Below are 16,910 nucleotides of genomic sequence, written 5' to 3' on the forward strand. Positions count from 1 at the left end.
GGCCGACGTCCGTCGGCCCTGAAACCCTAGACTCCCGGCGTTGCATCCGGCGCCCGATCCAGCACCCATTGCAATGGCCGCCTGAAGCGCGCCTGCCAACTGCCGGCGGCATCCTCCCCTTGGGCGAAGTGCAGCGTCTGAACCTGATTATCCTCTCCGAACAGATTGGCGAAGTGCAATGCCAGCGCCTGCTCGCTGAAGTTCTGCCGATCGTAATACGCCATCACGATTTTCTTTTTCGCCGCCAGCGACTGCTGGGCCGGCTTGATCTCGCCGTTGGGGGCGATCAATAGCGCGCCGGCGTAAAACTGCGGGTACTTCGCGATCAGATTGGCGGCGTGCAGCGCACCCTGGCCGCGAGCGCTGAGATAAATCCGTTGGGGGTTCAGCTTTAACTGTGGAGCCAGCTGTTGCACCGTACGCTGAAGGGCGGCCTGGGTGCTCTCGTCGCTGTAATTCGACCAGCGGAAGCTGTTTTCCGACAACATCTGCGTGCCGTTGATCTCGATATAGGCCACGCCCATTTCGCCGAACAGCAGCCGTTCCTCGGGGCTGATGGCGGCGGCCTTGCCGTAGGTATGCAGGAAGATCACCGTTGGCCAACCTTCGGGCGGCGCTTCGCCGTCCGGTATCGCGTAGCTGGCTTTGCCTTCATAGCGGCGGGCGTGCTGCAGATAGCGCGCTTTGGTGGCGGCCAGAATGGATTGGTAGGTGGCGGAGTGCTGGATGCTGTTGAAGGCGTCGTCCTCCAGCAGATTGTAGTAGTACCACAGGCCGCGATCGGCGCTCAGCTGCAGATAGCGCTCCGCCAGCTCGGTTTGCCCTTTCTCCGCCGACGATACCGCCAGCTGGTAGGGGGCCCAGACGTTGCGGCCGTCTTCGCGCATCAGCGTCAGGTACAGCGACATGGCGCCCAGCTTTTTATCTTCCTGGTTTTGCGCGGATCGCGACAGTTGGGCGTTAAGCGCACTGTGCGCAGGCAGCTCCAGCGGCTCTTCACCGGCGGGATAACGCATGTCTGCGGCGAAAGCGGGACTGGTGATGGAAACGAAAAATAACGCTAAAATGAAAAAATACATGATGCTATGGCTTTAATTTCAATAAATTGGCGGACTTCATGTCCTGTTGCGGCGCCCTGCGGGCGCCGCGAGACCGTCATTCCACGCGGCGAATGAAATCGCTGAACGCGGACAGCTGGCCTGTCAGGAAATCCAACGTTCCCTGATCGCTCAGTTCGCCGGCCTGTTCATCGACCTTGTTCTGGATCACGCCGCCCATAAACTCGGGCTTGTTCATCACCATCGCATCCAGGAACACCAGGATCTGGCGCAGGTGGTACTGGCAGCGCGCGCCGCCGATGGGCCCCATCGAGCTGGTTTGAATGGCCACCGGCTTGCCGGCCAGCGGTTGATTCGGCAAGCGAGACAACCAATCGATGGCGTTTTTCAACCCGCCGGGCACGGAATAGTTGTATTCGGGGGTGACGATGATCACGCCGTCGGCCTGGCGGATCTGCTCTGCTATCGCTTCGACCGCGGCAGGGAAACCCTCACCCTGTTGCATGTCGGCGTCGTACAGCGGGATATCGCGGATGGAAGGCAGCGCTTCAATGGTGACGCCCTGCGGAGCCAGGCCTGGCAGAGCGCGGGCCACCATGGCGTTGTAGGAGCCTTTGCGCAGGCTGCCGAGCAGAGTGACGATTTTTAAGGCTTGGTCTGACATGATGATTCTCCCTTTCGAATGAGCAGATTCAGCGGACAACATGGGCGAATAGTAGGCTAAAGCTCGGGTCGAGAATAGGCGATTGCTCAACATTTAGCTGTTTTTACAAATTACGGCAGAAATTCGTGCGGTAAAAACGGCTTTATCCGCCTTGCGCCACGTTAACCGGGCGTCTTCAGGCCCGTCAGTTTGACGAAGCGCGAGGACGCCGCCGGGCTGCGTGGCGAGATTTCCCCGTCTTTGTGCAGGCCGCGGCGCTCTTCGTAGCGCCAGCACAGCAGGCGATCCAGCCCGGGACTGCCGGCGCAGGCCCAGCTTAGGTATTCATCGGCGTCGCTCATCACCTGAACGTCCGGCGTGGCGCTGGAGCGCAGGTGCCCGGAGAACGGATGCAGACGCAGCGTAGACTGGCCGCTGTTGCCCAGGCCGGAAATTTTCAGCACGCTTTGCCGGATGCTCCACAGCTGAGTTTCCGCCTCCAGCCGATCGTCCTGCGCGCCGATCCAGGCACTTTCCGCCGGCGTCTGATGCGCGTGTTGCAGCGCGCTTTGCCGGGTGCCGCGCGCCCGCATCACTTCGATATCCAGTCCGACTTTGCCTTCGTCGCTGAGCAGCACGCCCACGGTGTTGCTGGCGTAGGCGAGGCTAAAATCGGGCAGCTGATGATCGGCGAAGCAGGGGCGGCCGGTCGGGGTGGTGGCTATAGGGGGAAGCGACGGCAGGCCGTACAGGTAAAACATCATTTCGGCGAGCAGAATGCGCCCTTGCAGGTAACGCGTGCGGCGCTTAACGGAAAAGGTGCGGGTGGCGGCTATCACTTCGTCGGAGAGTCTCTGGGTATCCAGGACAGCGGAGGCCGGGGTCCATCGGGCAAAATGACACGCCATTGTTCACTCCATGACAGAGGGTCGCTAAGAACGCAGGGGTGTTAGATTAAGACTAAGTTGAGGATTTATCATCAAAAAACACTATGCGGATTATCCGATTTGTTGGCTTTTGCGCTGTGCAGGAGGGGATGGGGGCATGCAAGGCGAAGGTTATTCAGACCTCAAATCGCGTTGCGTAACGGGGTCGTGCATAAAATTAATCAGTTCCGAAGCCAGCCGCTTTCGAATCGACGGCGTCCAATGAACCCATAATATACCGCCTGATAAGAAAAAGTTGGCGGAGAGAGCAGGATTCGAACCTACGACACGATGACTCGTGTGGATTTAAGAAACGGTTAGTTTCTTAAATCTGGCTTAAACCACTCGCCCACCTCTCCGCATTCGTTTGTTGGAAACATAAAACCACATAATAAAAATGGTTAAAATAACCTGAACTTGAAAATGTGAGCAAACCCACAAAAACCCTATTTATTGTGGGTGTTTGTTAATTATCAGAGTCAGGTCACTAAATTTACATTAGCTATTGTTATAAAAAGTTGGCGTCATTGGCTACGAATAGGGAAGAGGGTATGCCAGATCTCGAATTAATGCCGCTGCAAAGCGCCGATTTTTATAAGACAGCTGAACGTGTTGTTTTTAAAGAATATAAATGTAACTGCAAAAAAGGTTGGAAGGGTGAAGATCGCTTTATCGTCTACAAAGCCGATCAGAATGGGATCGTTGAGGTTATCAACAATGAGGTTTCAAATAACAACGTTGAAGACCTTATCGCGCTGGCATCGTCTTTTTTGACGGATAAGGTGGTGATTTCCGGCGGGCATACCGTGGTTAATTTGGACGATCGTTTTTCTGTCAGCAGTGAAGTGGAAAAGTCCGCGCGCTTCTGCATCGACTACATTGCCGAATCCACCAGACGGCTCAGTGTTCAGCCTGACTTCTTGATGGAAATAAATGATTTCTATATGGAAAAAAGCGATGGCAGCGAGATAGACGGCGCTAACGAATTCAGGAAGATGGCGACATCGCCGTACATTATTCCGGAAAAAATAAACGCCTACATTCTGGCGTCGAATCAACGTCATGGCATTGATATCAATGCATTTTATGTCAGTGAAAAAAACATGGCGGATCGCTTTAAACGCCACATTAAAAACCGTATGGATAAAGAGGCGTATTTTCAGCGCCAAGACGGAGATGTGAAGATGACGGTGGGTGAACACACGTTCGATATCATCAAGGAAAATAAACCGACCTGCGCGGCGGGAAATGCTGCGACGTTCAGGGCTATTCGGTATCGCATTTCCTCCAATAAAATCTTTGATAATTACACGTCGCATATTGGCGTTTTTCCGCTGTGTTCACGCGTCAACGTGCTTAATGGCTATCGTGCGGCCGCAACTTTTTACGATAACTTCACTTTGCCTTCTTTACTGGTCTTCTTCGGCAAATCCTGTTTCGAATGACATTTTTGTGCCAGCTGGCTATGCGTCACGCATAGCCATGATGGTCGAGCATCATCATGAAAATCTCACACCTGTATTGGCCTGTCACTTTCTTCTCCACGGCATTCGGCGCCGGGATTTTCTTTTTGCCGCAGGCGGTGGGGCCGGGCGTGCTGGGGATGAACGTGTTCATGCTGTTTATCGTTATCGCCATGTCGGTATCGATGATGGCGCACTATCTTTTTTTCAAATTCATCATTTCGCACCCGGAGAAAGATTTCCTGGCGGCATCATCGACATTTATCGGCGAGCGGGCAGCGGCAATCGTCTGTGTGCTGTTTATTTTGTCGATGATTATTATCGTGCTGATAAATTTCATCACCTTGGTCAACGTCGTCGCGTCTTTTTTCCACAACGGATTCTGGGTCAGGGGCGGCATTTCGCTGTTGCTGAGTGCCGCGCTGTCGGTGGCATGGTTGGCGTTTAGTCAGCGAATCGAGCACCTGATTTCCAGAATGGCACTGGTTTCTATCGTACTGGTGGCGATCCTGGCGGTGTTTTTCCTGTTACAACCTGCGGGGGGGCAGCAGGCGGTGCAGGCGCCGCCTGGCATTTCATTGCAGACGTGGCTGCTGCTGCCGATTTTTCTTTTTACATTTAACTTTACCCCGTGCATCCAGCGCTTTGCGAAAAGCGCCTTACGACCGCAGGCGCGCAGTATTCTGTTTGGCAAGGTACTGATCATGGCGTTTATCGTCATGATCGTTATCGCCATCAGCCGTTTGCTGACGCTGGATGACATCTCAATCATTAACAGCCGCAATGTAGATGCGCTGTTTTATACCGCCGGTTTGACCGGCAACGCCACGGCGTGGTTAGGCGCTGCCCTGTTGCTGTGTTTACTGACCGGCGGCGCCTATATCGGCACGTTGACCGGCGTGATCGATGGCATTACGTCCTTCGGCGTGGCGGGCAAAAAGAGAATCATCGCAGGGAATATCGTTGTCTGTACGTTTATTGGCGCGATCAACCCGAACATTATCAAGATCATCTCGGGCTGGTCGATACCCGTTATCGTGATGACCGTCTTTTTCATTCCATCACTGTATTTTTTGCTACGGGGCGACGGCAGGCAAAAGGGGATCGGCGTCGTCGTGCTGGGCTGCGGGATCGCGGTAATCGCAACGTTGTTGGTGTAAAGCGGCACGCTTAATCCAGCACCAGCCTATCGCCGGTGGCCGGCGCGATCCCTTCCGGCAGCCATAGCCGGCCCCAGGCGCCGGTACAGTGGCAGCCCATAATCTTTTCCGGCTGATGCTGGCGCAAAAAACGGCGGACGCGCCAGAGCGTGCGCGGGGAAGCGCAGCGCAGATGAAAACCGCCGATCAAGGCGTGGATCCGATCGATCCCGGTGATTTGCTGGCAATGGCGCACGATATTGACGATCCCGCGGTGCCCGCAGCCGGTCACGATCACCAGACCGCGATCCGATTTGTAAATCAGCACCCCTTCGTCAATAACGTAATCTACCGCTGCGTTCTCCCCGGCGATCACCCCGTAGGCGCGGGGTGCGGGCACCGCGATTTCGCCTGACCACATAAAGCGATCGCCGATCGCCAGCGGCTCTCGGCTGTATTGCATGCGGTGGCGCGAGTAGTCGATATCCAAAGAGAGCTTTTTGATTTTCCGAGTGTGGCCCAGCACCTTCAGCGCCGCATAGCGCTCATCGCCGACCTGCGGGTGGCAGATGATACGGCTGTTGTCCGGCAGCCAGGCGACGCCGCCGCAGTGGTCATAGTGGCCGTGGGAGAGCACCGTCGCGGTGATACGGGAGAGATCGACACCCATCAGCGCCGCATTGCGCAGAAAGCTGTCGTCGGGGCCGGTATCGAACAGTATGGACGTCGTATCATCCTCAATCAGCAGGCTTAACCCGGCCTTGGCCTGCAATAGCGGGTTGGCGCCGGCGGCGCGGCGGTTTTCCAGCAGTACCCTGAGGGTCAATGCCATGTTGACTCGTTCCTGAGAGAGATTCCTGACTGGCCAGTATAGCGCGGGACGCTGCGGCGGCTCTGTGAGCCGGCGCGCAGAGCGAGAGCGGAAAAGAAAAACGGCCGGAACAAGGGCTTGTCCCGGCCGTGAAGGCGTCTGGCGGTGTTACTTGCCGATACAGAAGCTGGAGAAAATGCGGCCCAGCAGGTCGTCGGAGGTGAATTCGCCGGTGATTTCACTCAAGGCCAGCTGCGCCTGGCGCAGTTCTTCGGCCAACAGCTCCCCCGCGTAAGCGCTCACTAACTGTTCTTTGCCCTGTACCAGATGCTGCGCCGCCAGTTCCAGCGCCTGCAGGTGGCGACGGCGCGCCAGGAAGCCGCCTTCCATGTTGCTGGTGAAGCCCATGCTCTGTTTAAGATGATCGCGCAGCACATCGACGCCTTCGCCGGTGCGGGCCGACAGGCGAATAAGTGAGTGGTTATTCACTTCCGTCATACCCAGCGTTTCACCGGTGATGTCGGCTTTGTTGCGCACCACGGTGATCGGCAGCGTGTCCGGCAGGCGCGCCATAAATTCCGGCCAGATCTCCGCCGGCTCGGTGGCGGCGGTGGTGGTGCCGTCAACCATAAACAGCACTCTGTCGGCCTGTTCGATCTCGTTCCATGCACGTTCGATGCCGATGCGCTCCACTTCGTCGCTGGCGTCGCGCAGGCCGGCGGTGTCGATGATGTGCAGCGGCATGCCGTCGATATGGATGTGTTCGCGCAGAACGTCGCGGGTGGTGCCGGCGATATCGGTGACGATCGCCGCCTCGCGTCCTGCCAGCGCATTGAGCAGGCTCGATTTGCCGGCATTGGGGCGCCCGGCGATCACCACCTTCATCCCTTCGCGCAGCAGGCTGCCCTGGCGCGCTTCACCGCGCACGTTGTCCAGATCCGCCATCACGTCGTTGAGCTGCGCCTCGATTTTACCGTCGGACAGGAAGTCGATTTCCTCGTCCGGGAAGTCGATCGCCGCTTCCACATAGATTCGCAGGTGAGTGAGCGCTTCCACGAGCTGGTGGATGCGGGTGGAGAACGCGCCCTGCAGCGAGTTCATCGCCGAACGCGCCGCCTGCTCGGAGCTGGCGTCGATCAGATCGGCAATCGCTTCGGCCTGCGCCAGATCGAGTTTGTCGTTGAGAAACGCGCGCTCGGAGAACTCGCCCGGCCGCGCGATGCGCACGTCGGGCAGCGCCAGCACACGCTTGAGCAGCAGATCGAGGATCACCGGCCCGCCGTGGCCCTGCAGTTCCAGCACGTCTTCGCCGGTAAAGGAGTTCGGCCCCGGGAACCACAGCGCGATGCCCTGATCGAGGGTGGCGCCCGTAGCGTCGCGGAACGGCAGATAGTCAGCGTAGCGCGGCTTCGGCAGCTTGCCGAGCAACGCCTGGGCGACGTCTTTGGCCTTGCTTCCGGAAATGCGCAGAATGCCGACGCCGCCGCGTCCCGGCGGGGTGGCTTGGGCTACGATGGTATCGGTGGTGCTCATAACGGTTCTCTCTGACGATTAAGATGCAAAAAGGCGGTCTAATGACCGCCTTTGGGGTAACTGCAAGGGTCGGCGCGCCGAACCCCTACAATACGCTTAGCTTTTTTTCTTGTCGCGGCTGTGCAGACCGCGTTTTTCCAGACCACGGTAAATCAGCTGCTGCTGCAGGATGGTCACCAGGTTGCTGACGATGTAGTACAGCACCAGACCGGACGGGAACCACAGGAAGAACACTGTGAAGATCACCGGCATGAAGGTCATGATTTTCTGCTGCATCGGGTCAGTCACGGTGGTCGGCGACATCTTCTGAATGAAGAACATCGTCACGCCCATCAGGATTGGCAGGATGTAGTACGGGTCTTGCGCCGACAGGTCATGGATCCACAGGGCGAACGGCGCGTGGCGCAGCTCGACCGAACCCATCAGCATGTAGTACAGCGCCAGGAAGATCGGCATCTGAATGATCAGCGGCAGGCAGCCGCCGAGCGGGTTCACTTTCTCCGCCTTGTACAGCGCCATCATCTCTTGGCTCATGCGCTGCTTGTCATCGCCGATGCGTTCGCGCATCGCCTGCAGCTTCGGCTGCAGCATGCGCATTTTCGCCATCGAGGTGTACTGCGCCTTGGTCAGCGGGTACATGATGCCGCGCACGATGAAGGTGATGATGATGATGGAGAAGCCCCAGTTGCCGATAAAGCCGTGGATGAACTTCAGCAGTTTGAACAGCGGCTGGGAGATGAACCACAGCCAGCCGTAATCCACGGTCAGATCCAGGTGCGGCGCCAGTTGGGCCATCTGGTCCTGCAGCTCCGGGCCGACCCACAGGGTCGCGTTCAGCTGCTGCTGAGCGCCAGGCTGCACCACGACCGGCGTAGATTTGAAGCCGATGGTGGACAGGTTGTCACCCGGTTTGGCGGTGTAGAAGGTGTTGTCACCCTTGGTCGCCGGTACCCACGCGGTGGCGAAGTACTGCTGCAGCATGGCGACCCAACCGTCTTTGGTGGTGACGCTCAGGTTTTCGTCTTTGTCGAACGCGTATTTCTGGTACTTGTCCTCGCTGGACGAGTACGCCGCGCCGCGGAAGGTGTGCAGCGCGAAGTTGCTGCTGCCGGTATCGCGGTGCTTAGGCAATTCGGTGGTCTGCTTCAGCTGGCCGAACAGGGTCAGCTCCAGCGGCGCCGCGCCTTTGTTGTCGATGCTGTAATCTACGCCGACCGCATAGTGGTTGCGTTTGAGCACGAAGGTCTTGGTGTAGACCGCGCCGTCTTTATCGGTGTAGGTCAGCGGGATGCGCAGCTCGTCCTGGCCTTCCGGCAGGGTGTAGCTGTCCTGCGCCGCTTGGTACAGCGGGCGTTCGCCGTTGGCCGGGTTGTCCGGGCCGTTTTTACCGGTCAGGCCGCTTTGCGCCTGATAGACGAACGACGGAGTGGTTTCCAGCAGTTGGAACGGAGTCGATGAACCCAGAGTTTCCGGGTAGGCCAACAGTTTAGCCTGCTCGATATCGCCACCACGGGTGTTGATGGTCAGTGACAGCACGTCGGTGTTCACGGTAATCAGCTTACCCTGACCACTGGCTGGCACGGCCTGGCTGGCGGCATCACCGGCTACTGCGTTCGAAGTCTGTTGCGTGGTCTGTGCGGCCGGCTGCGGAGCGTTGTCCGTTTGCCATGCCTGCCAGATCATGAAAGACACGAACAGCAGAGCGATGAGGAGAAGATTGCGTTGCGAATCCATCGTTAGTGTTCTCTGTTATCGTCGGTTTTTGGCGGCACCGGATCATCGCCACCTGGGTTCAAAGGGTGGCATTTTAATACGCGTTTCAATGCTAACCAACTGCCTTTTATCATGCCAAACCTGCTTAATGCCTCAATTGCGTAATGAGAGCATGTCGGCTGGAAGCGACAACGAGGCCCTAGCAGCGGACTGATGACGAGCTGATAGGCCCGCACCAGCCCGATCAGGATGCGGGAGCCTGGCGACAGTGGCGACGCCATAATTTATCCAAAGCTTCCGTCAGCGCGCGGTTATCCAAATCCGCTATCCCCTTTTTGGCCACCACGACAAAATCCATCGCCGGTAATTCGTGCTGGCGCAGGCGGAAGCTTTCGCGGGTTAGGCGTTTGATCCGATTACGCTCGTGCGCGCGTTTGACGTGTTTTTTGGCGACGGTAAGACCGATGCGGGGATGCCCCAGCTGGTTCAGGCGGCCGAGGATGGTGATTTGCGGCGTGCCAGCCCGTTGTGGCTGCTGGAAGACGAAAGTGAAATGAGTGGGAGTTAACAAACGTAACTCCCTGGGAAAAGCGAGCTTAACCACTCAGCGGGTTAGCTTTATTACTTAGAAACAGTCAGACGAGCACGGCCTTTCGCACGACGGCGGGCCAGAACTTGACGACCATTTTTGGTGGCCATACGAGCACGGAAACCGTGGCTACGGTTGCGCTTCAATACGGACGGTTGGAAAGTGCGTTTCATAGCGATTTCTACCTAAACTTAAAATAATTACTGATCAGTAAACGCGTTTGGCTACTCGGCGTGAAGATGACCGACGCCTCAATCGCAATACATAAAGAAGCGGGATTGTAATAATTGTACAGTCCTGAGTCAATTCGCATCGCGCCAGCCTACCTGGTTGTCTGCCAATAACGGAACAAAATCCGGTCTTGGCCCGTGGTCACCGCAGAATCCTGTCTGGCTAATGACGCACCATAAGGAACCAGGTATCACACGTAGGGCGAAGATTATACGGACTCGGGGTGAAATCGCAAGGATCCCCGTGAGATCCTTTGCGCGCGATCCCAGGATCCGACGTGGATAACAGGGTATAACCGGTTGACAATGTAAAAAACGCGGCGCAGCGGCCGGGATCTGCGCGGTCATTCGGCGCCGGCGGCGAAAAGATCGCCGCCGGCCGCGGCCTGTGGATAAAATGGATCTAATCTGTGAGGAAGGGGAGGATCTCTTGCGCGGATTGCGCTATGATCCGTCATTCCGATCGCGATCCCTCATGCCGGGATCGTGAGGGACACAAACCGTGAAAGGCGGTTCGCATCCCCCACAGGCAAACAGCCGATGCCGGGTATGTGTCAAAAATCATGAGTTATAAAAAAGTTGCCCGTTTCTTTTCTTTATTGATCTTGTTCGAGTGGAGTCCGCCGTGTCACTTTCGCTTTGGCAGCAGTGTCTTGCCCGATTGCAGGATGAGTTACCTGCCACAGAATTTAGTATGTGGATTCGCCCATTGCAGGCGGAACTGAGTGACAACACCCTGGCGCTGTACGCGCCTAACCGTTTTGTGCTGGATTGGGTTCGCGATAAGTACTTAAACAATATCAATGGTCTGCTGAATGATTTCTGCGGCACGGATGCGCCTTTGCTGCGTTTTGAAGTCGGCAGCAAGCCGATCACGCAGGTGATCAGCCAGACCGTGACCGCCAGCGTCAGCAGCGCCCCTGCGGCCCCGGCGGCGCGCACGGCCGCGCCTTCGCGCCCGAGCTGGGACAACGCGGCGGCGCAGCCCGAGCTCTCTTACCGCTCCAACGTCAACCCCAAACACACCTTCGACAACTTCGTCGAGGGTAAGTCAAACCAGCTGGCGCGCGCGGCGGCTCGCCAGGTGGCGGACAATCCGGGCGGCGCCTACAACCCTTTGTTCCTGTATGGCGGCACCGGCCTGGGTAAAACCCACCTGCTGCACGCGGTCGGCAACGGCATCATGGCGCGCAAGGCCAACGCCAAAGTGGTCTACATGCACTCGGAACGCTTCGTACAAGACATGGTCAAAGCGTTGCAGAACAATGCCATCGAAGAGTTTAAGCGCTACTACCGTTCGGTCGACGCGTTGCTGATCGATGACATCCAATTCTTCGCCAACAAGGAGCGTTCGCAGGAAGAGTTCTTCCATACCTTTAACGCCCTGTTGGAAGGCAATCAGCAGATCATCCTGACTTCGGATCGCTACCCTAAAGAGATCAACGGGGTGGAAGATCGTCTGAAGTCCCGCTTCGGCTGGGGGCTGACGGTGGCGATCGAGCCGCCGGAGCTGGAAACCCGCGTGGCGATCCTGATGAAAAAGGCCGACGAAAACGACATTCGCCTGCCGGGCGAAGTGGCGTTCTTCATCGCCAAGCGCCTGCGTTCCAACGTGCGTGAGCTCGAAGGGGCGCTGAACCGCGTGATCGCCAACGCCAACTTTACCGGCCGGGCCATCACCATCGATTTCGTGCGCGAAGCGCTGCGCGATCTGCTGGCGCTGCAGGAAAAGCTGGTCACCATCGACAATATCCAAAAGACGGTGGCGGAGTATTACAAGATTAAAGTCGCGGATTTGCTGTCCAAGCGGCGTTCGCGATCCGTTGCCCGCCCGCGCCAGATGGCGATGGCGCTGGCGAAGGAACTCACCAACCACAGCCTGCCGGAAATCGGCGATGCGTTTGGTGGCCGCGACCATACCACGGTGTTGCACGCCTGCCGGAAGATCGAGCAGCTGCGTGAGGAAAGTCACGACATCAAAGAAGATTTCTCCAATTTAATCAGAACATTATCTTCATAGCGCTATGAAATTTATCGTTGAACGTGAGCATCTGCTAAAACCGCTGCAACAGGTGAGCAGCCCGCTGGGCGGCCGCCCGACCTTGCCGATCCTGGGCAACCTGCTGTTGCAGGTGACGGAAGGCTCCCTGCTGCTGACCGGCACCGATCTGGAGATGGAGATGGTGGCGCGCGTCGCCCTGTCCCAGCCGCACGAGCCGGGCGCGACCACCGTGCCCGCGCGCAAATTCTTTGATATCTGCCGTGGCCTGCCGGAAGGGGCGGAGATCGCCGTCACGCTGGAGAGCGAGCGCATGCTGGTGCGATCCGGCCGCAGCCGTTTCTCGCTGTCCACGCTGCCCGCGGCGGACTTCCCGAACCTGGACGACTGGCAGAGCGAGGTGGAATTCACCTTGCCGCAGGCGACGCTGAAGCGCCTAATTGAAGCCACCCAGTTCTCGATGGCCCATCAGGACGTGCGTTACTACCTGAACGGCATGCTGTTTGAAACCGAAGGCGAAGAGCTGCGCACTGTCGCGACAGACGGCCACCGCCTGGCGGTGTGCTCGATGCCGATCGGCCAGCAGCTGCCGTCGCATTCGGTGATCGTGCCGCGTAAAGGGGTGATGGAGCTGGTGCGCTTGCTGGACGGCGGCGATTCGCTGCTGCAGCTGCAGATCGGCAGCAACAACATTCGCGCCCACGTCGGCGATTTCATCTTCACGTCCAAGCTGGTTGACGGCCGTTTCCCGGACTATCGCCGCGTCTTGCCGAAGAACCCGGACAAAACGCTGGAAGCCGGCTGCGATCTGCTCAAGCAGGCGTTCGCCCGCGCGGCCATTCTCTCGAACGAGAAATTCCGCGGCGTGCGGCTGTACGTCAGCCAGAATCAGCTGAAGATCACCGCCAACAACCCGGAACAGGAAGAGGCGGAAGAGATCCTCGACGTCAGCTACGACGGCGCGGAGATGGAGATCGGCTTCAACGTCAGCTACGTGCTGGACGTGTTGAACGCGCTCAAGTGTGAAGACGTGCGCCTGCTGTTGACCGACTCGGTCTCCAGCGTGCAGATCGAAGACGGCGCCAGCCAGGCGGCGGCCTACGTTGTCATGCCAATGCGGTTGTAGTCTCGTTACCTTGAATTACAGCACCGTCATCGGTAAAGAGATTGCATGGCTCTGACGCGTTTATTGATTAAAGATTTCCGCAATATCGAGGCGGCGGATTTGGCGCTGGCGCCGGGATTCAACTTCCTGGTCGGCGCTAACGGCAGCGGCAAGACCAGCGTGCTGGAGGCGGTGTATACGCTCGGCCATGGCCGCGCCTTTCGCAGTCTGCAGGCCGGTCGGGTGATCCGCCACGACCAACCGGAGTTCGTGCTGCATGGCCGCATCGAAGGCGCGGAGCGCGAGCTATCGGTAGGATTGAGCAAGAGCCGTCAGGGTGACAGCAAAGTACGCATCGATGGCAGCGACGGCCACAAGGTGGCCGAGCTGGCGCAGCTGCTGCCCATGCAGCTGATCACCCCCGAAGGTTTTACCCTGCTGAACGGCGGGCCGAAATTCCGGCGCGCTTTCCTGGACTGGGGCTGTTTTCATAACGAACCCGGTTTTTTCACCGCCTGGAGCAACCTGAAACGGTTACTGAAGCAGCGCAATGCCGCGCTGCGCCAGGTGAGTCGCTATGCGCAGATCCGCGCCTGGGATCAGGAACTGATCCCGCTCGCGGAGCGCATCAGCGAATGGCGGGCGGAATACAGCGACGCGATCGCCGCGGATATCACCGCGACCTGCGCGCAGTTTCTGCCTGAATTCGCCCTGAGCTTCTCCTTCCAGCGCGGCTGGGACAAAGAGAGCGACTACGGCGAGCTGCTGGAGCGCCAGTTTGAGCGCGACAGGGCGTTGACCTATACCGCGGTGGGGCCGCATAAAGCGGACTTTCGCATTCGTGCCGACGGCACGCCGGTAGAGGATTTGTTATCGCGCGGTCAGCTTAAGCTGCTGATGTGCGCGTTGCGCTTGGCGCAGGGTGAGTTTCTCACCCGGCAGAGCGGGCGGCGTTGCCTGTATCTGATTGATGATTTTGCCTCCGAGCTGGACACCGGCCGTCGCCGGTTGCTGGCCGATCGCCTGAAAGCCACCCAGGCCCAGGTTTTTGTCAGCGCGGTCAGCGCTGAACAAGTGACCGACATGGCCGGTGAAAAGGGCAAGATGTTCCGCGTGGAACAGGGTAAAATAGAGGTTCAACCACAGGACTAAAATGAGCGAGAAACGTTGATGTCGAATTCTTATGACTCCTCAAGTATCAAGGTATTAAAAGGGCTGGATGCGGTGCGCAAGCGCCCGGGCATGTATATCGGCGATACCGATGACGGCACCGGTCTGCACCACATGGTATTCGAGGTTGTGGACAACGCTATCGACGAAGCGCTCGCGGGCCACTGTAGTGACATTCAGGTCACCATCCATGCCGACAACTCGGTATCGGTGCAGGATGACGGCCGCGGCATTCCGACCGGCATTCACCCGGAAGAAGGGGTTTCAGCCGCAGAGGTCATCATGACCGTGCTGCACGCCGGCGGTAAATTCGACGACAACTCCTATAAAGTTTCCGGCGGCCTGCACGGCGTGGGCGTCTCGGTGGTTAACGCCCTGTCGGAGAAACTGGAGCTGGTGATCCGCCGCGAAGGCAAAGTGCACGAACAAACTTACAGCCACGGCGAGCCGCAGGCGCCGCTGAACGTGGTGGGCGAAACCGAGCAGACCGGCACCATGGTGCGCTTCTGGCCGAGCCACCAGACCTTCACCAATGTGACCGAATTCGAGTACGACATTCTGGCCAAGCGTCTGCGCGAGCTGTCCTTCCTCAACTCCGGCGTGTCTATTCGCCTGAAGGACAAGCGCACCGACCGTGAAGACCACTTCCATTACGAAGGCGGCATCAAGGCGTTTGTCGAGTACCTGAACAAGAACAAAACCCCGATCCACCCGAACGTGTTCTACTTCTCCACCGTGAAAGACGACATCGGCGTGGAAGTGGCGCTGCAGTGGAACGACGGTTTCCAGGAAAACATCTACTGCTTCACCAACAACATTCCGCAGCGCGACGGCGGCACGCACCTGGTCGGTTTCCGTACCGCAATGACCCGTACGCTGAACAGCTACATGGAGAAGGAAGGTTACAGCAAGAAGGCCAAAGTCAGCGCCACCGGCGATGACGCGCGTGAAGGCCTGATCGCCGTGGTGTCGGTGAAGGTGCCGGATCCGAAGTTCTCTTCTCAGACCAAGGACAAGCTGGTCTCTTCCGAGGTGAAAACCGCGGTTGAAACGCTGATGAACGAGAAGCTGGTGGATTACCTGATGGAGAATCCGGGCGACGCGAAAATCGTGGTCGGCAAAATCATCGACGCGGCGCGCGCGCGCGAAGCGGCGCGTAAAGCGCGTGAGATGACCCGCCGCAAAGGCGCGCTGGATCTGGCCGGCCTGCCGGGCAAACTGGCGGACTGCCAGGAACGCGATCCGGCGCTGTCAGAACTGTACCTGGTGGAAGGGGACTCCGCGGGCGGCTCTGCCAAGCAGGGGCGCAACCGCAAGAATCAGGCTATCTTGCCGCTGAAGGGGAAAATCCTCAACGTCGAGAAAGCGCGTTTCGACAAAATGCTTTCTTCGCAGGAAGTGGCGACGCTGATCACCGCGCTGGGTTGCGGCATCGGCCGCGACGAGTACAGCCCGGACAAGTTGCGTTACCACAGCATCATCATCATGACCGATGCCGACGTCGACGGTTCGCACATCCGTACGCTGCTGTTGACCTTCTTCTACCGCCAGATGCCGGAAATCATCGAGCGTGGCCACGTGTTCATCGCACAGCCGCCGCTGTACAAGGTGAAGAAAGGCAAGCAGGAGCAGTACATCAAAGATGACGAGGCGATGGATCAGTACCAGATCGCCATCGCGATGGACGGCGCTACGCTGCACACCAATGCCAGCGCACCGGCGCTCGGCGGCGAGCAGTTGGAGAAACTGGTGGCCGAGCACTACGGCGTGCAGAAGCTGATTGGCCGCATGGAGCGCCGCTACCCGCGCGCGCTGCTGAACAGCCTGATCTATCAGCCGACGCTGAACGAAGGCGATCTCAGCGATGAAGCCAAGGTGAAAACCTGGATCGCGTCGCTGGTGCAGGCGCTGAACGACAAAGAGCAGCACGGCAGCAGCTATGACTTCGTGATCTTCGAGAATCGCGAGCGCCAGATGTTCGAGCCGGCGTTGCGCATCCGTACCCACGGCGTGGATACCGACTATAAGCTGGACTTCGATTTCATCCACGGCGGTGAATACCGCAAGATCTGCCAGCTGGGCGAGCAGCTGCGCGGGCTGATCGAAGAGGGCGCGTTCATTGAGCGCGGCGAACGCCGTCAGCCGGTAGACAGCTTCGAACAGGCGCTGGAGTGGCTGGTGAAAGAGTCGCGCCGCGGCCTGTCGGTGCAGCGTTATAAAGGTCTGGGCGAGATGAACCCGGAGCAGCTGTGGGAAACCACCATGGATCCGGAAAGCCGCCGCATGCTGCGCGTGACCGTCAAGGATGCCATCGCTGCCGATCAGCTGTTCACCACGCTGATGGGCGATGCGGTTGAACCGCGTCGCGCCTTTATCGAAGAAAACGCCCTGAAAGCGGCGAACATCGATATCTGATGCGTTAATGGCTGTGAAAATCCGCGCCGGGCGACCCGCGCGGATTTTTTTGGCCTTTTTTGGCGCTGACAGCCGAGGCTGAAACGCGTTAGCATGAATAAAAACCACTGGGAGAA

Annotated in this window: 16 protein-coding genes and 1 pseudogene; 6 read left to right on the forward strand and 11 right to left on the reverse strand. The window is 58.2% G+C overall.

The genetic code is table 11. The features are described 5' to 3' along the window. Positions 1-26: 26 nt before the first annotated feature. The 4 genes and pseudogenes from ITX55_RS22065 to ITX55_RS22080 all read right to left on the reverse strand — a co-directional run bounded on the left by ITX55_RS22065 (position 27) and on the right by ITX55_RS22080 (position 2,986). Complete coding sequence (locus ITX55_RS22065) at positions 27-1,079, reverse strand: hypothetical protein (protein WP_033645149.1); 1,053 nt, start codon at positions 1,077-1,079, stop codon at positions 27-29. Positions 1,080-1,155: 76 nt separating this feature from the next. Further along, on the reverse strand, positions 1,156-1,722 hold the full coding sequence (locus tag ITX55_RS22070; RefSeq protein WP_033645148.1) for an NADPH-dependent FMN reductase: 567 nt from the start codon (positions 1,720-1,722) through the stop codon (positions 1,156-1,158). A gap of 161 nt (positions 1,723-1,883) precedes the next feature. Next, on the reverse strand, positions 1,884-2,609 hold the full coding sequence (locus ITX55_RS22075; protein WP_164107125.1) for a 4'-phosphopantetheinyl transferase superfamily protein: 726 nt from the start codon (positions 2,607-2,609) through the stop codon (positions 1,884-1,886). Positions 2,610-2,884: 275 nt separating this feature from the next. Further along, positions 2,885-2,986: pseudogene (locus ITX55_RS22080) on the reverse strand. A gap of 192 nt (positions 2,987-3,178) precedes the next feature. Between ITX55_RS22080 and ITX55_RS22085 the strand changes: the two are divergent. Continuing rightward, positions 3,179-4,072 (forward strand): hypothetical protein, encoded by an 894-nt coding sequence (locus tag ITX55_RS22085; protein ID WP_047026000.1) that lies wholly within the window; start codon positions 3,179-3,181, stop codon positions 4,070-4,072. Positions 4,073-4,097: 25 nt separating this feature from the next. Here ITX55_RS22085 and ITX55_RS24150 read toward each other — a convergent pair whose 3' ends face one another. Next, positions 4,098-4,244, reverse strand: a complete 147-nt coding sequence (locus ITX55_RS24150) for a hypothetical protein (RefSeq protein WP_226772979.1) — start codon at positions 4,242-4,244, stop codon at positions 4,098-4,100. On the opposite strand from ITX55_RS24150, the gene ITX55_RS22090 reads away from it, so the two are divergent. Continuing rightward, the gene (locus ITX55_RS22090) at positions 4,243-5,250 is read left to right on the forward strand and encodes a threonine/serine transporter (protein ID WP_255612423.1); all 1,008 of its coding nucleotides are present in this window, start codon (positions 4,243-4,245) and stop codon (positions 5,248-5,250) included. The two genes, ITX55_RS24150 and ITX55_RS22090, sit on opposite strands and share 2 nt — an antisense overlap. Before the next feature lie 10 nt (positions 5,251-5,260). Here the strand turns inward: ITX55_RS22090 and ITX55_RS22095 are convergent, their stop codons facing one another. The 6 genes from ITX55_RS22095 to rpmH form a co-directional block, all read right to left on the reverse strand. Further along, positions 5,261-6,061 (reverse strand): MBL fold metallo-hydrolase, encoded by an 801-nt coding sequence (locus tag ITX55_RS22095; RefSeq protein ID WP_016929603.1) that lies wholly within the window; start codon positions 6,059-6,061, stop codon positions 5,261-5,263. A gap of 147 nt (positions 6,062-6,208) precedes the next feature. Continuing rightward, on the reverse strand, positions 6,209-7,573 hold the full coding sequence (gene mnmE / locus ITX55_RS22100; RefSeq protein ID WP_164057672.1) for a tRNA uridine-5-carboxymethylaminomethyl(34) synthesis GTPase MnmE: 1,365 nt from the start codon (positions 7,571-7,573) through the stop codon (positions 6,209-6,211). A gap of 96 nt (positions 7,574-7,669) precedes the next feature. Next, positions 7,670-9,307, reverse strand: a complete 1,638-nt coding sequence (gene yidC, locus ITX55_RS22105) for a membrane protein insertase YidC (protein WP_033645144.1) — start codon at positions 9,305-9,307, stop codon at positions 7,670-7,672. Between the two features lie 2 nt (positions 9,308-9,309). Further along, positions 9,310-9,567 carry a membrane protein insertion efficiency factor YidD gene (yidD, locus tag ITX55_RS22110; protein WP_004933881.1) on the reverse strand — a complete coding sequence of 86 codons (258 nt, stop codon included), beginning with the start codon at positions 9,565-9,567 and terminating at the stop codon, positions 9,310-9,312. Continuing rightward, positions 9,531-9,890: a ribonuclease P protein component gene (rnpA, locus tag ITX55_RS22115; RefSeq protein WP_004933883.1), complete on the reverse strand. Its 360-nt coding sequence runs from the start codon at positions 9,888-9,890 to the stop codon at positions 9,531-9,533. The genes yidD and rnpA overlap by 37 nt, the downstream gene beginning before the upstream one ends. Before the next feature lie 17 nt (positions 9,891-9,907). After that, positions 9,908-10,048 carry a 50S ribosomal protein L34 gene (rpmH, locus tag ITX55_RS22120; RefSeq protein ID WP_000831330.1) on the reverse strand — a complete coding sequence of 47 codons (141 nt, stop codon included), beginning with the start codon at positions 10,046-10,048 and terminating at the stop codon, positions 9,908-9,910. A gap of 682 nt (positions 10,049-10,730) precedes the next feature. Between rpmH and dnaA the strand changes: the two genes are divergently transcribed. Genes dnaA through gyrB form a run of 4 tightly spaced genes read left to right on the forward strand, consistent with a single transcriptional unit; the run spans position 10,731 to position 16,794 of the window. Then, positions 10,731-12,125, forward strand: coding sequence for a chromosomal replication initiator protein DnaA (dnaA, locus tag ITX55_RS22125; RefSeq protein ID WP_004933889.1), 1,395 nt, complete (start codon positions 10,731-10,733; stop codon positions 12,123-12,125). A 4-nt stretch (positions 12,126-12,129) separates the two neighbouring features. Then, a complete protein-coding gene (gene dnaN / locus ITX55_RS22130; protein WP_004933892.1) occupies positions 12,130-13,230 on the forward strand; it encodes a DNA polymerase III subunit beta in 1,101 nt (366 codons plus the stop codon). 45 nt (positions 13,231-13,275) lie between these two features. Further along, positions 13,276-14,361, forward strand: a complete 1,086-nt coding sequence (recF, locus tag ITX55_RS22135) for a DNA replication/repair protein RecF (protein ID WP_004933895.1) — start codon at positions 13,276-13,278, stop codon at positions 14,359-14,361. Between the two features lie 18 nt (positions 14,362-14,379). Continuing rightward, positions 14,380-16,794, forward strand: coding sequence for a DNA topoisomerase (ATP-hydrolyzing) subunit B (gene gyrB / locus ITX55_RS22140; protein ID WP_004933898.1), 2,415 nt, complete (start codon positions 14,380-14,382; stop codon positions 16,792-16,794). Positions 16,795-16,910: the final 116 nt, after the last annotated feature.

It is taken from the genome of Serratia sp. EWG9, from assembly GCF_019913725.1.
Classification (GTDB): Bacteria; Pseudomonadota; Gammaproteobacteria; order Enterobacterales; family Enterobacteriaceae; genus Serratia; species Serratia ureilytica.